The sequence below is a fragment of the Chryseobacterium flavum genome (genome assembly GCF_003385595.1).
Lineage (GTDB): Bacteria > Bacteroidota > Bacteroidia > Flavobacteriales > Weeksellaceae > Chryseobacterium > Chryseobacterium flavum.
The window spans coordinates 25,487-40,623 of sequence record NZ_QNUE01000022.1 but is presented as its reverse complement, the minus strand read 5'-3'; the positions used below and the strand labels follow the sequence as shown (position 1 = coordinate 40,623).

The window sequence follows — 15,137 nt, the reverse complement described above, 5'->3', positions numbered from 1 at the left end:
TTAATAGTTGTATATCAAACAAATATAATTATCTTTCAGTGGATTTAAAAGAAAAATTCAAACACATGTTTAAAATCATATTGTAAACTGAAATTCAATAACTATAAAAATCCCGGAACACCAGTTTTACACTTATTTTTTTATTTTTTATTCATAAGTTCAACCGGTTTTTTAAATATTTCATTAAATTCGATCAACAAAACTGTTTTATGATACAACTTCCTTTATCTAAACTTTCAAATGTAGGAACTACTATTTTCAGCCAGATGACTCAGCTTGCCAATGAAAATGAAGCCATCAACCTGTCACAGGGTTTTCCTGATTTTATGCCCGATCCGGAACTGCTGAATCATGTGGATCACTTTATTAAAAAGGGCTTCAACCAGTATGCTCCTCTTGGCGGAATGATCGGATTAAAGGAAGAAATCGCACGGAAAATCGAAAACAGCCACCAGGCAGTCTATCATCCGGATACTGAAATAACCGTTACCGCAGGCGGAACTCAGGCCATTTTCACGGCTATTGCATCTTTTATTAAAAAGGATGATGAAGTGATTATCTTTGAACCGGCTTATGATTGTTATGAACCAACGGTAGAACTTTTCGGGGGTATAGTAAAACGTTTTGAAATGAAAGCTCCGGATTATGAAATTGACTGGACTGCTATAAAAAAACTTGTCAGCGAAAAAACCAGGATGATCATTCTTAATAATCCCAACAATCCTTCCGGAAGAATCCTGAAAGAGCATGATATACTGAAGCTGACTGAGCTGGTAAAAGGAACTTCTATTCTTATTTTAAGTGATGAAGTGTATGAAAATATTGTTTTTGACGGAAAAGAACATCTAAGCATCTGTAAATATCCGGAGTTGAAAGACAGGAGTCTTCTCATTGCCTCTTTTGGGAAACTTTTCCATGTTACGGGCTGGAAAGTGGGATATTGTGCAGCCCCTAAAAGTTTAACGGATGAATTCAGAAAGGTTCATCAGTTTAATGTATTCTGTGTAAATACTCCCATCCAGCTTGCTCTGGCAGAATACATGAAGAATGAAGAGCATTATACACATTTGAATCAGTTTTTCCAGGAAAAAAGAGATTTTCTCAGAAAAGGGCTTTCAGGAACTTCGTTTGAGATATTGGATTGTGAAGGAACCTATTTTCAGGCAGTTAAATACAATAAAATTTCAGATAAAGGCGATTTTGATTTTGCAACTGAACTTACCGTTCAATACAAGGTGGCCAGTGTTCCGTTTTCTTCATTCTATAAAAATAAAATTGATGAAAAGGTTATCCGGCTTTGCTTTGCCAAAAAGCAGGAAACACTTGAAAAAGCTATTGAGAATCTGACAAAAGTCTCACCTCTTCTATAAATCCGTTTATTAAAAATAAATCTATTATCCTGGGTATAACATCATAATTATATTCTCCGGATAGAGATTTATTATTCATTTTTATCTATATTCGTAACAGTATAATATCTTAAAAACCAATATTATGGAAAACCGAACTGTATTAAAAGGAAAAAAGCTGGGCAAAAAAGAGCTGAGAATGGTAAAAGGAGGACTTGAAATGTGTGTAAATCCTGATGGATACTGCATCTGGTATAGCAACGGATGTGCTGAACCGAAATGTAAAGAAGATCAACCCCGGGAACCCTGGAATTGATGTATTCATTAATTATAAAGAACAAAAGAAAACCCAGCCTTCCCGGCTGGGTTTTCTTTTATCAGTATCGGGCTTATAAAAACATTCCCCCTGAGACTTCAATCCTTTGTCCATTGATCCATCTTGCATCTTCTGTACATAGGAAAGCTACTACACCACCGATATCATCAGGAAGACCAACTCTTCCCAGAGCCGTAGCTCCTGCTACCATTGCATTCACCTCTTCGTTATCTCTCACTCTTCCTCCTCCGAAATCAGTTTCAATAGCGCCCGGAGCCACAACATTAGCCTTGATTTTTCTTGATCCCAGCTCTTTAGCCATATATTTCGTCAGCATTTCTACCCCTGCTTTTATTGATCCGTAAATAGAAGATCCCGGTGTGGCAAATCTTGCCAGTCCTGAAGACACATTGATAATCCCTCCTCCATCATTAATAAACGGCAATAATTTTTGAGTCAGGAAAAACACTCCTTTAAAGTGAATATCCACCACATCATCCAACTCTTCTTCCGTTACTTCCGTAATGGGTGAATATAAGGCTGTTCCCGCATTATTGATAAGATAATCAATATGTGTACCACCTGTACTTTCCTGCAAATGACTGGTTACGTCTTTGACAAAAGCATCAAAACTTTTGATATCTTTCGTATCAAGCTGAAATGCGATGGCATTCCTTCCCATTGATTTTATTTCATTTACCACAGCTTCCGCTTCTTCTCTGTTGCTTCTGTACGTAATAATAACGTCCAATCCTTTTTGAGCAATTTTAAGCGCTGAGTTTTTCCCCAATCCACGGCTCCCTCCGGTTACCAGTGCGATATTTGTTTTTGTGTTCATTGTATTTTGATTATTTTGATGATACAAAGTTGGGATTTTTCCGGACAGAAGAGTTTGCTTGAATCAATCTGAAATTTGCAAAATTCAAATCATGAGCGAAATTCCAGCGGTGCAAATGCTGTCTTTCTTTTAAAGAAGTTTGAAAAATGGGCAATTTCCTCAAAACCCAAAGCATAGGAAATCTCGGAGACATTCCACTTGGTTTGCCTTAAGAGTATCTTAGCTTCCTGAATAACCCGGTCTGCAATAAACTCCGTGGTTGTTTTTCCTGTATTCTCTTTTAGCTTTTTGTTGAGATAATTAACATGAACAGCGAGCCTGTCTGCATAATCTTTTGCTGTTTTCAACTGCAATCGCTGATCAGGAGATTCTATGGGAAACTGTCTTTCCAGCAATTCTATAAATAAAGAAACCACCCTCATTGATGCATCATTAGAAGTAGAGATTCTTGCTGCAGGCTGAAGCTTTTGCCCATAATGAATCAGTTCGAGCACATAATTCCTGATCAGGTCATATTTATAGACATAGTCGGATTCAATCTCTTTCTTAATTTTTGTAAAAAGATGTTCTATTTCATTCGCAAGATCATCATCAATCTCAAATACCGGCACTGCACCCGGCTGAAAGATGGGCAGATATTCAAGATTATTATACGATTTATCTTTGATGAAAAAGTCTTCCGTAAATACACAAAAACTACCGGATTGTTCAGGAGATTCTGGAATCCAGTGATAAGGAACTTTAGGCGTGGCAAATAAAAGTGCATTTTGTTGTATTGAAATAACCTTATCTGCATATTCTGCCCTGTTTTTACCCCGGATCAGACTGATTTTGTAATATTTTCTTCTGTTATAAGGCATTTCAGAAGTCATCTTTGCTCTTTCTATAGTCTGTGCAATATCAAATACATTGAAATGGCCTATATCCTTATGAAGTCCTTTTGGAAAAATACTTTCCAGATCTTTCCCCAGTTTAGCGGTCATCTCCCTATAAAAATCCTCCAGGGATGTATAGGATGTTTTTTCCATACTCAATGATTTGTAAAATTCAAATATACGAAGTTACAGAATGTACACCGGCAAATATGTTTAAAACTGAAACAGAAAGTCATTTTTATCAGCACGATATTTCATTTGATTCCTTTTTCTCACCTCATGGATATTTACACATTGTATTTTTTTTATAATTTCTTAATTATTCCCTTAAACAAATGAATTATATGCATTAAAAAAAACACAGTGGTTAAATAATTTTATATTTTTTCAAAAAAAAGTGATATACGTTCATTTATTTTTATTACATTCGTCTTAAACTAACTATCTAAAAATCAAAACAATGAAAAATCAAATTTTACAACCCGGCAAAAAACTAAGTAAAAAAGAACTAAAAACCATTGCTGGTGGTTTGATCAATTGTATGCCTGCCGAACCCTGTCCGCCGTATCCTGACACCAATCCCTGCGAATCTCAGGCTGATGCCAATGGCTGTATAAAAATTTCTCCATACTGCGGGCAAAAAGAATGCAGACCATAGTTATAAAATCATCACATCAATAAAAAATTGCACTATGAAAAAGCAAAATGTAATCAAAGGAAAAAAACTGAATAAAAGAGAGCTGAAATCCATAACAGGAGGTTTACTGGACTGTATGGAAGCGGTATTATGCCCTGAATGGCCATGTGAAACCTACCCTCCTGATGATCCAAGAAATTGTACTATAATCTCTGTCAGCTGTGCGCAGAAAGTATGCAGACCACAACCATAACGTTTCCATATCATACTAAACTCATTTAAAACAAACAATATGAAAAACAAAACTTTAAACAACGCTAAAAAATTGAACAAAAAAGAGCTGAGAGTAATCACCGGGGGGTTAAGATTGTGTATTGATCCGGCAACAGGTGTCTGTACTGAAATCGGATCCGCTTGTGCAGAAAGAAAATGCCAGTTTATTACGCATCCTCCTTTAGATTAGTTTGAAAAGCTACAGTAATAACCATATAAAATAAAAAGCAATGAACAGCCAAACTTTAAACAAAGGAAAGAAATTAAACAAAAAAGAGCTAAGATTAGTTTCAGGAGGCAAAGAAATGTGCTGGCTGCCTACCCTTGTCTGCAGCAAAATTTCCTTAAGCTGTGCGGAACCACAATGCCAGCCGGGACCTATTGAACTTGAATAATTTTTTTATAACGCAAAAAACGCTCCCAAATTCATGGAAGCGTTTTTTTATTATAACTAACTTTAATATTTCTATACATTGAATCTGAAGTGCATGATGTCTCCATCCTGAACCACATATTCTTTACCTTCTACAGAAAGTTTTCCGGCTTCTTTCACTTTCACTTCTGAGCCATAAGTAATATAATCATTATACTTGATCACTTCTGCACGGATAAACCCTTTTTCAAAATCTGTATGGATCACTCCAGCTGCCTGCGGAGCTGTCCATCCTTTTCCGATCGTCCATGCCCTTACTTCTTTTACTCCTGCAGTAAAATAGGTCTGAAGTTTTAATAAGTCATAAGCTTTTCTGATCAGACGGTTCACTCCCGGCTCTTCAAGGCCCAATTCTTCAAGGAAGATCTGTCTTTCTTCAAAAGTCTCCAGCTCATTGATATCCGCCTCGATCTGAGCAGCCAAAACAACCACTTCAGCACCTTCATTCTGTGCCATCTCTTCAATCTTACCAATCCATTCATTTCCGTTTTTGATAGAGTTTTCATCTACATTACAAACGTAAAGTACAGGCTTATTGGTTAACAGCTGAACATCCCCGATTACAGATTTTGCGAAATCATCGGCAGCAAATTCCCTCGCATTTTTCCCGTCTTCAAGGAATTTCTGCAGATTTTGAAGCGTTTCATAAGTCAGAATATCTTCTTTTTTTCCTGATTTGATGAATTTTTTCGCTTTTTCAACTGCTTTTCCTACAGTTTCAAGGTCTTTTAACTGTAATTCGATATCAATAATTTCTTTATCTCTTAACGGATCAACAGATCCTTCAACGTGAACGATATTTCCATTATCAAAGCATCTTAAAACATGGATGATCGCTTCGCACTCACGGATATTCGCAAGGAACTGGTTACCCAATCCTTCTCCTTTGCTGGCTCCTTTAACAAGACCTGCAATGTCAACGATTTCAACTACCGCCGGTAAAACCCTCTCAGGCTTTACAATTTTCTCAAGTTCAAACAATCTCTGATCCGGTACGGAAACCGTTCCAAGGTTCGGTTCGATGGTACAGAAAGGATAGTTTGCTGACTGAGCTTTTGCATTACTCAAACAGTTAAAAAGAGTTGATTTACCTACATTCGGCAGGCCTACGATTCCACATTTCATATTGTAAAATTCAAAGTTTAAGGTTTAGGGTTTAAAGTTCAGCACTTAAGGAGGAATTATCCTTACCTTGGTTGTGAACCTTAAACTTTCAGCGTGCAAAGATAGTGAAGTTTAGCCGTAATAAAAAATGATTTACCTATAATTAGATTTTTGAATAAAATCATATAGATTCTGTATTATGGAAACTATTTTAGGGTTTGTTTTAAAATCTTCCCAAGTTATTCTACCTTGTTCAGTTAATTCTAAAACTTTAAAACTTACTTCAGATTTGTTCATTAAAGTCCCTTCTGCTTTATCCCAAATTTTATTCAATTCAGGAACGTTAGTTTTAATATTTTTTAATAATTTTCCAATATACGTTGTTTTATAAGCTTCTATTTTTTTCTTTTTTAGAGATATTGAAATTTCTGCCTGTACTCTTTCAAAATCTTCTTCTTTTTTCACTTTTCTCTTATCACAAAAATTAATTAAAATTTTATCCCAAACGCTAAATGGTAATAAGTTCTCTATTTCTCTATAATCCTTAGTTGTCTGATATTTAAAATTATTATTTTCTTTTTCTATTTCTTCATAAATAGAATGCTTTTCATTTTTATATGGTCCGTCATAATCAGAGATTAAGAATATTTTATTATTAATTGAAAAAGCATTTATTTTTTCTTTTAATTCGATTTCATCAAAATTATAATGATCAATATTACTGCCAGCATATTCAATGAATGCAAACTCAATATCTTCCTTAGGATATATTTTATTTGAGTTAGCTTTACAATATGCCTTTAAAAATGCTTTCAAATAGTTTCTATCAGAAATTCCCTCAACCCATATAGAACAATTAGCTAGAAATACAGAAGAATTAGTTACTCCAAGATATTGAAGTGCTGAATTATCTCCATGGTTAACATTCTTGACAATAAATTTATCTTTATTTACTTTATTAAATAAAAAAATAGAAATATCATCTTTTTCAATTGTTAAATCTAAGAAATGGTTTGAATGTGTAGAGATGAAATAAGTTATCTCCTTTTCTTTTAGAAATTTATTATTTGTAATCTGTTCTAAAAATAACCGTTGCATTCCAGGATGCAAGTTAATCTCAGGTTCATCAATAAAAATAACACTTTTATTATCGCAGGTATAAATCTTGTACATTAAAATAAATAAGGCTTGAATACCATCACCTAGTTCATGTAAATCTTTACTTTCCTCATCAATGAAAACATTTATTATTTCAGAATCATCTTTGCCATTGTGTTTATCATAAATATTAAATTTTGCAACAATTTCAACACGCTTACCATGGAAAAAATTTTGAGATAAAAATTCTTCAAATTTTTCAAATCCTTCTCTTTTATCTTTTATATCATTTCTTACATTTACAATTTGATAATACAAATCCATTCCTGTAAAAATTTCTACCTTTTCATCATTTAAATTATAACTTTTTACAATTGTTTCTTTTAAAATATCCGTTGAGATTTTTGAAAAGCTTTTATCGGTTTTTTTTTGAAAAATAGAGTGAGCTGTTCTAAGAGTTGGAATAAATATTTTTTTCTTTTCTTCAAAAAAATCTTGTTGCAGCATTTTTTTTATTTGCATTAACAAAAAACTAATCCTTTCTTTATCCTCTCCTTGCAATTGGATAAAGCCATTACTTCCAAAATAATTAAGAGAAAGTCTATGAAAGTTTTCTGTTAAAAGCCTAAAAACATTTAAGTTAAAATCAACTCCACTCAATATATCTATCTGTAACTCAGAGTAATTCAAAATTTTAAACACTACTTCATCTCGATCATTTTGAAATGAATTAAAAAGTACATTGTTACTGCTATTAACCCCACCAAATTTTTTACTATTAATTAATTCATTAAATTCTGTAAGATATTCTTTTAATAAAGATTTATGTTCATAATGAATAGTATTAGAATCTAGAAAAGTTCTTATAAGTCTACTTTTACCACTGTTATTAGCTCCAGTAAATATATTAATTAAAGAAAGATCATATAGCTTTACTAGTTCGTCTTCATTTTCATTATAATATGAATAAAAAGCATTAGCATTTGGAAAAATTAAATCAAATTTATCACTCATATTTATTAGTTTACTCAAAAATAGATAAAGTTAGTTTACAAAAAAAATCTGTCAGTGTTCTGACAGATTTTCAAAAGTTTTAATTTCACCGAACGACCTTACGGATTGTCTCCGGTAGCATCCTGTGCCAGCGGCACATCATTCGGAGCTTCCTGTAAAGTTTTATCTAAAGTAAATAAAGATTCATCTGTTGCCCTGTCTCCTCCTGCTATTTTCAGTTTATCAATCAGGTTCTGAGCGAGGGTTTCTTCTTCAATCTGCTCCTGTACGAACCATTGCATAAAATTCCAGGTTGCCCAGTCCTTTTCTTCCATAGACAGGTCTACAATCCTGTAAATGGCAGTGGTATTATCTACTTCATGTTTAAAGACCCCGTCAAAACAGGCTGTCAGGGATTCCGGATCTGCCGGAGGTGCCGGAATAGCCTCTACTTTGGGCTTTCCGCCTCTGTTTAATATATATTCCATGAATTTAATCGAATGGTTCCTTTCTTCCTGGGCATGTCTGTAAAGGAAATTGGCAATCCCCTGATAGCCTTTGTCATCTGCCCATATTCCATAAGATAAAAAAACGTGTGATGCATGAATCTCCTTGTTCATCTGATCACTAAGTGCTTTTTCCATGTTTGCGGAAAGTCTGTTAGTATTCATAATGTTATATTTTGGTGATTATGGGATTTATCATGCAAAAATGGTTCCGATAAAATTTTTATATTACCGGAAATGAACATAAACCCAATTATAGCTTACTGACTTTCATAGATTTAAAATGATAATTTATAGTTATTCTAAAATAACCCTTCCAGGAAACAAAAAAACCGGCCTTCAAAAGACCGGATTATGTTTAAAAAGAGTTGGCTTTTTGAAAGTTATTTTATTTTTTTTGCCATATAGTCACTTTCATTTCCAAGCCTGTCGATTGCTTTGATAGCAACGGCATTCAGTGTTTTACCGTCTTTAAACTTAGGAATATCTCTTGAAAGGGTATCCAGCGTAAGAATTTCTGTCTGCCATACTCCATTATATTGGGTAAAAAGAACCCACTGGAAAACGTCCCCGATATTCTTTGTACTCCAGTTTGTCCGGGCAAAGCTTCCATTATCCGTAATGAATAAGGTAGGAGTCTGTAATGGTACGGTTTTGAGCCAAGGGGTTTTAGGGACTAATGCTTTTTCGCTGTACGGTCCGTTTTTCAGAACAGGCAGCATATTTGGATTTTTAGTAAGTCCTGCAATACTCCAGTGAATTTCTCCTGCATCCTTTTTCAGTATATTCCTTGAAATTTCAATCTGGCTTTTAATTTCTGCCGGCCGGTCTGATACTTTGACCTCTACTGTGTTTAAACCGGGCCATAAATGACGGTTCATTGTATTTTCAGACTGCCACCAGCTTAACAGGGCTTCAAATCCCTGCCCCTTTGAGTCAATGGGCCAGTATAACTGCGGAGAGAAATAATCTACCCATCCTTTGTTAAGCCACAGTTTGGCATCTGCATACAGTTCATCATACTGGGAAGACCCCACAATGCCTGCCGGATATCCCGGTTTCCAGATTCCAAACGGGCTGATCCCGAATCTCACATGGCTTTTTTCGGCATGAATTTCTTTATAGATACGTTCTACAAACTTATTGACATTATCTCTCCTCCAATCTGCCCTGGATAAAGTTCCTCCACTGCTTACATACGCATTCCAGGTAGCATTATCAGGAAAATCAGCTCCCCTGTTGTAAGTGGCATAAGGATAAAAATAATCATCGAAATGAACGGCATCAATATCATATCTTTTTACAATATCTTTTACCACGTTGGAGACGTGTCCCTGTGTTTTAGGATTGGCAGGATCAAACCAGTACATTCCGTTCTTCAGCCGTACTACAATATCAGAAAGCTTATTCACCATTGACAAGCTGTTTACTGCTCCCCCATTGGCATGATGGGCCCGATAAGGATTCAACCATACATGCAGTTCCAGTCCTCTTTTATGTGATTCCTCTATCCAGAACTGAAGCGGATCATAATTCGGATAAGGAGGTGCACCTGTTTCTCCGGTCAGGAAATAAGACCAGGGTTCGATATTACTGGTATACAGAGCATCTGCTGAAGGCCTGATCTGGAAGATTACCGCATTGAAGTTGTTATCTTTCAGCATATCAAGCATGTTAATTGCTTCTGCTTTCTGCTGCTCTACAGTAAGGTCATTTCTTGACGGCCAGTTGATATTGGCTACACTGGCAACCCATGCTCCCCGGAATTCTCTTTTAATCTCAGGAAGTGTGGTCCTGAAATTTTCCTCTGCTGGAGGAGTTACGGGCTTTACAACCGCTACAGGTTCTTTAGGCTGGGTTATTGTATTGTTGGGTTTTGTTGTATTTTTAACTGGCGGGGCTTTTGTGGTATTATTCTGTACCGAACATGAAATACTGTAAGATGCAGAAATTCCCAATAAAGCAATAAATTTTAATTGATTCATTCTCATAGTCATGAAACTACCTGATTTTTTTATCTGTTGAGATTATTGTGCCAAAATAAGCATTTTAGCAGATTATGCTAGAAAAAAAGCCTCGATTTTCGAGGCTTTGATTTTATATAGTAAGATTATAATTAAGCTTTCGCCGATCTTTCCACTCTTTTTCTTTCTTCTTCTGAAAGAATCTTCTTTCTCATTCTGATGAAATTAGGGGTTACCTCAATAGCTTCATCCCCCTGGATATATTCCATACATTCTTCAAGTGAGAATAAAATTTTCGGAGCTACACCGGTATCTTTATCTTTTCCGGCCGCACGCATATTATTCAGCTGTTTAGCTTCAACAATATTTACAACAAGGTCGCCCGGTTTGTTTTGTTCACCAACGATCATCCCTGTATAGATTTCCTCACCCGGATCAACGAAGAATTTACCCCTGTCCTGTAGTTTATTAATTGAGTATTCTGTAGCAGGACCTGTAGTTTTGCTGATCAGTACTCCATTGTTTCTTCCAGGGATCACACCTTTGAAAGGTTTATATTCCGTGAAACGGTGTGCCATAATAGCTTCTCCTGCTGTAGCTGTCAGCATCTGGGAACGCAATCCGATAAGACCTCTTGAAGGAATCTCGAATTCCATATGCTGCATTTCTCCCTTGGTTTCCATAATGTGAAGATCACCTTTTCTCTGGGTTGCCAGGTCGATAACCCTTGAAGCATATTCTTCTGGTACGTCAACAACCAAAGATTCATATGGTTCACAGTTTACTCCGTCAATTTCTTTTAAGATTACCTGAGGCTGACCGATCGTCATTTCATATCCTTCTCTTCTCATTGTTTCAATCAAAACTGATAAGTGAAGAATACCTCTACCAAATACAAGGAACGTATTGGCATCATCTGTCTGCTGAACTCTTAACGCAAGGTTTTTTTCTAATTCTTTGGTTAATCTTTCTTTCAGGTGGTTAGAGGTAACATATTTACCGTCTTTTCCGAAGAATGGTGAGTTGTTGATGGAGAACGTCATGTTCAGGGTAGGTTCATCAATAGCCGTTCTTTCCAATGGTTCAGGATTTTCTAGATCTACGAATGAGTCTCCGATCTGGAATGCATCAAAACCAACTACAGCACAGATATCTCCTGCCTGTACTTCAGTTACTTTTTTCTTTCCTAACCCTTCAAAAACGTAAAGTTCTTTTACTTTTCCCTTTACAATTTTTCCTTCTGCCTGGGCAAGACCAATCCACTGAGATTCTTTGATCTCTCCTCTTGTTACTTTTCCGATCGCAATTCTTCCAAGGAAAGAAGAGTAATCTAACGAAGTAATCTGCATCTGAAGGTTTCCTTCTGTTACTTTCGGGGCAGGAACATGTTCCAGAATCCCATCCAATAATGGTAAAATATCTTCAGTCTGTTCCAGTGAAGTATTGAACCATCCTTGTTTTGAAGATCCGTAGAATGTTGGGAAATCCAATTGCTCTTCTGTAGCTTCAAGGTTAAAGAACAAATCAAATACCTGGTCATGAACTTCGTCAGGACGGCAGTTTGGTTTATCTACTTTATTGATAACCACTAATGGTCTTAATCCTAATTCCAATGCTTTCTGAAGTACGAATCTTGTCTGAGGCATCGGTCCTTCAAATGCATCCACCAACAAAATAACTCCATCAGCCATTTTTAATACCCTCTCTACTTCTCCACCGAAATCCGCGTGCCCTGGAGTATCAATTACATTAATTTTAGTGTCTTTATAGGTAACAGAAATATTCTTGGATAAGATTGTGATCCCTCTTTCTCTTTCAAGATCATTGTTATCCATAATTAATTCTCCACTCTCCTGATTTTCTCTGAAAATGTTGGTAGCGTGAATGATCTTGTCAACCAAGGTGGTTTTTCCGTGGTCAACGTGTGCGATAATCGCAATATTTCTAATGTTTTGCATATAAGATTTTTACGGGTGCAAAAATAGTGATTTTTAATGAATTAATTAAAAAGTTTATACAATATTTAACAATTTCATAATGAGAATTTTAGATAATTCCACTTTATAATCTCCGGAAAAAATATGTTACGTCAAGTTCTGGCGCTGTGTGATTTTACCTTTGTTTCCATACCGATACCATAGAAATAAATACGATTAATTACCAACTCAAAAACCAGACAATGACAAACAATTTAAATGTACCGACCATAAATCAATTCTTTGATTCTCAAGATCCTGTATTGGATAAAGAAATTGTAACATTGATCGATGAATATAGCGGAGAGCTTGTCAACTTTAAAAAACAGAATATCCCTGTTCCCTCCAACGGGCGCTATCTTTACCGGACCAAATTCAATCATGATGAATCTCTGGCATATTACAAAAGAATAGTTACCAATGATATTTCCATAAAAATTGCTGATGTTCATGGAGATGGCAATACTGATGATTCTGTTGAAATCCAGCGATTAATTGACGAAATGGAAATCGGCCAGGTTTTGCATCTGGATAATAAAAGATACATGCTCCATCACCCGCTTCAAATCAGTAAAGCAATTAAAATTACAGGGTCTTCTACAAAAAGCAATATCAGTTTTCCTCCTTTTCTGATTACCCATAATAACGACGGCATAGTCATCAATGCTTCCGGGGCTGTTCTGGAAGGTTTCGGAATTTACAATATCATCTGGTATACAACCTCTGAAAATTCCTACACAGGAATTAAAGTCAACGGAAACCCGGATCATCATGTTTATGACATTATCTTAAAAGACCTTACGGTAAGAGGTTTTCATACGGCACTGGATGTCAATTACCTCTGGTCTTCCCAGATTCAAACGGTAAAAACTGAAAACTGTAAAGTAGGCATCCTGATCAGGGGACTGTCTGTCAATAATGAGATCTCCAATAATACCTCCATTTCTATTAACAGTGATTATGATATTCCCGGCAGCAGGGGAATCTGGTTTGAAGGGAGTACTTCCAAGGAGGGCTGGAGAATTATTGACACCCTGATCTATAATGTGTATGAGGGTATCTATGCTGGAAAAACCTCTCATGTCAATTTCATGAACAGCATGATTGATTTCTGCAGGCATATCGGAATTGTTATTGCTGAAGACTGCAACAACTGGAATATCAACAGTAATTATATTGCTTTACGCCAGCCGGGATACGGGATTTATTTAACCAACAATATACAAGGATCATCATTCACCCGTGGAAATAAGATTGTAGATAATGACATCTTAATATATGACCATACTGAGGAGGATATCATTTCTATCGGAATTAACATTACCGGGAGAGGATCGCTTTATGATGATGTGAGAGGAAACTCTGTTAAGAATTTTAAGGTATATGATATTAAGGCTGATCCCGGCTTAAAGACCACCATCACCCATAATAAATGTTTATCCCAGATCACGCCGAATATCGTTGGTAATTTCATTACCAATGACAATACAGGTATTGTGTATTATCAGAACCTCACTGATTCTCTTCAGCTGGGAAAAATGAAAATGGCTTATGGTGAGTCCTATCCGGTCATTTCTTCCCCTCAATGGAAACGTGGTGATATTATTTTTAACATACAGCCTTCTGTAAATTCTCCTGTCGGATGGATCAATACTACGGACGGAATAAATACATGGAAACCTTTTGGAATTATTAACGGTTAGAAGAGATAAAACAGCCTTAATGTCTTATCAAACGGTATAATACAAAAAGATCAATTAAAACCACCAGAAAAAATTTAACCAGAAATGATTTTTTAGAGACTTTATGATTAAAAACAACCATTCCGGTACCGGCTCCTATGATTCCTCCTATAAGGGAAAGTCCCAAAAGAGTATTTTCAGAGATTCTCCGCTGTTGTTTTCTGGCTTTCTGCTTATCAAAACCGAAAACGCCAAATGTAATTACATTTATAATCAGTAGAAAAAACATCATGTCTTTGTCAATTTGCTGCAAAAGTAAAGATAATCCCGGATAGCTCCATTATCTTATACAGCCGCCCGGAATGATAAATTCCGGGCGGCTGCAACAATTTAGGTACAATTCTATATTTTTATCATATATGCTTTCCTTCTTTTATTTCTTCGACCATTTTGGCATTAAAAGCCGGAAGATCTTCAGGTGTCCTGCTGGTTACCAATCCGTTATCAACTATTACTTCCCGATCTTCCCAATGAGCCCCTGCATTGATCAGATCCTGGCTGATCGAACTGACAGAGGTCATATGTCTGCCGTTTACAACTTCGGCATTAATTAAGACCTGTGGCCCGTGGCAGATTGCAGCAACCGGTTTATTCTGTATAAAGAAATCTTTTACAAAAGATAAAGCCTGCCCATTGGTTCGCAGCTGATCAGGATTAATGACTCCACCAGGTAAAACCAAAGCATCATATTCAGAGGCATTCACTTCATCCAGTGCTTTGTCCACACGATATTCTTTTCCCCAGTCCTTCTCTGCCCATGCTTTAATCGTTCCGGATTCCGGGCTCACAATATGGGCGGTCCAGCCCTGCTCTTCCAAATATTCTTTCGGAGATTTAAGTTCACTTTCTTCAAAGCCATTGGTGGCGAGAATTGCAATTTTTTTTGACATAATATTAGATTTTAGGTGTTATAATCATTCAAGTGAAAAAATAATGCCGCCTGTATCTTATAAACTGCTAAAAAAAGTTAAAGGGGTTAGATCAAAAAAAGACTGCCAGAATAGCAGTCTTTTTTTGATAATATGTTGTACAA

Annotated in this window: 16 protein-coding genes; 7 read left to right on the top strand and 9 right to left on the bottom strand. The window is 36.0% G+C overall.

The window, feature by feature from the left end; translation table 11 throughout:
• Positions 1-209: 209 nt before the first annotated feature.
• Entirely contained in the window at positions 210-1,370 is a 1,161-nt protein-coding gene (locus DRF59_RS18665) for a methionine aminotransferase (protein WP_115963771.1), read from the top strand.
• Positions 1,371-1,494: 124 nt separating this feature from the next.
• Entirely contained in the window at positions 1,495-1,665 is a 171-nt protein-coding gene (locus tag DRF59_RS20970; protein ID WP_167456706.1) for a hypothetical protein, read from the top strand.
• Positions 1,666-1,738: 73 nt separating this feature from the next.
• On the opposite strand, the gene DRF59_RS18660 is transcribed toward DRF59_RS20970, so the two are convergent.
• Positions 1,739-2,503 (bottom strand): SDR family NAD(P)-dependent oxidoreductase, encoded by a 765-nt coding sequence (locus tag DRF59_RS18660; protein ID WP_115963769.1) that lies wholly within the window; start codon positions 2,501-2,503, stop codon positions 1,739-1,741.
• Between the two features lie 89 nt (positions 2,504-2,592).
• Positions 2,593-3,531: a helix-turn-helix domain-containing protein gene (locus DRF59_RS18655; RefSeq protein ID WP_115963767.1), complete on the bottom strand. Its 939-nt coding sequence runs from the start codon at positions 3,529-3,531 to the stop codon at positions 2,593-2,595.
• Between the two features lie 307 nt (positions 3,532-3,838).
• On the opposite strand from DRF59_RS18655, the gene DRF59_RS18650 reads away from it, so the two are divergent.
• From DRF59_RS18650 to DRF59_RS20960, 4 genes are read left to right on the top strand one after another with little or no spacing between them, the layout of a single operon-like run.
• Positions 3,839-4,036: a bacteriocin gene (locus tag DRF59_RS18650; protein WP_115963765.1), complete on the top strand. Its 198-nt coding sequence runs from the start codon at positions 3,839-3,841 to the stop codon at positions 4,034-4,036.
• Between the two features lie 34 nt (positions 4,037-4,070).
• Positions 4,071-4,268, top strand: a complete 198-nt coding sequence (locus DRF59_RS18645; protein WP_115963763.1) for a hypothetical protein — start codon at positions 4,071-4,073, stop codon at positions 4,266-4,268.
• A gap of 39 nt (positions 4,269-4,307) precedes the next feature.
• Positions 4,308-4,478, top strand: coding sequence for a hypothetical protein (locus DRF59_RS20965; protein WP_167456705.1), 171 nt, complete (start codon positions 4,308-4,310; stop codon positions 4,476-4,478).
• Between the two features lie 40 nt (positions 4,479-4,518).
• Positions 4,519-4,683, top strand: a complete 165-nt coding sequence (locus DRF59_RS20960; RefSeq protein ID WP_167456704.1) for a hypothetical protein — start codon at positions 4,519-4,521, stop codon at positions 4,681-4,683.
• Between the two features lie 71 nt (positions 4,684-4,754).
• Here DRF59_RS20960 and ychF read toward each other — a convergent pair whose 3' ends face one another.
• From ychF to typA, 5 genes are all read right to left on the bottom strand, one after another.
• Complete coding sequence (gene ychF / locus DRF59_RS18640) at positions 4,755-5,846, bottom strand: redox-regulated ATPase YchF (protein WP_115963761.1); 1,092 nt, start codon at positions 5,844-5,846, stop codon at positions 4,755-4,757.
• Positions 5,847-5,978: 132 nt separating this feature from the next.
• Positions 5,979-7,937 (bottom strand): AAA family ATPase, encoded by a 1,959-nt coding sequence (locus tag DRF59_RS18635; RefSeq protein ID WP_115963759.1) that lies wholly within the window; start codon positions 7,935-7,937, stop codon positions 5,979-5,981.
• A 98-nt stretch (positions 7,938-8,035) separates the two neighbouring features.
• Positions 8,036-8,587 (bottom strand): ferritin, encoded by a 552-nt coding sequence (locus tag DRF59_RS18630; RefSeq protein WP_115963757.1) that lies wholly within the window; start codon positions 8,585-8,587, stop codon positions 8,036-8,038.
• Between the two features lie 218 nt (positions 8,588-8,805).
• Positions 8,806-10,407 (bottom strand): glycoside hydrolase family 10 protein, encoded by a 1,602-nt coding sequence (locus DRF59_RS18625; protein WP_407643396.1) that lies wholly within the window; start codon positions 10,405-10,407, stop codon positions 8,806-8,808.
• Positions 10,408-10,538: 131 nt separating this feature from the next.
• On the bottom strand, positions 10,539-12,344 hold the full coding sequence (gene typA / locus DRF59_RS18620) for a translational GTPase TypA (RefSeq protein ID WP_115963753.1): 1,806 nt from the start codon (positions 12,342-12,344) through the stop codon (positions 10,539-10,541).
• Positions 12,345-12,565: 221 nt separating this feature from the next.
• Here typA and DRF59_RS18615 point away from each other — a divergent pair, with 221 nt between their 5' ends.
• The gene (locus DRF59_RS18615) at positions 12,566-14,065 is read left to right on the top strand and encodes a right-handed parallel beta-helix repeat-containing protein (protein WP_115963751.1); all 1,500 of its coding nucleotides are present in this window, start codon (positions 12,566-12,568) and stop codon (positions 14,063-14,065) included.
• Between the two features lie 16 nt (positions 14,066-14,081).
• On the opposite strand, the gene DRF59_RS18610 is transcribed toward DRF59_RS18615, so the two are convergent.
• Both DRF59_RS18610 and DRF59_RS18605 read right to left on the bottom strand, forming a co-directional pair.
• Entirely contained in the window at positions 14,082-14,336 is a 255-nt protein-coding gene (locus DRF59_RS18610) for a DUF1294 domain-containing protein (RefSeq protein WP_115963749.1), read from the bottom strand.
• Positions 14,337-14,457: 121 nt separating this feature from the next.
• Positions 14,458-14,994: a type 1 glutamine amidotransferase domain-containing protein gene (locus tag DRF59_RS18605; RefSeq protein WP_115963747.1), complete on the bottom strand. Its 537-nt coding sequence runs from the start codon at positions 14,992-14,994 to the stop codon at positions 14,458-14,460.
• Positions 14,995-15,137: the final 143 nt, after the last annotated feature.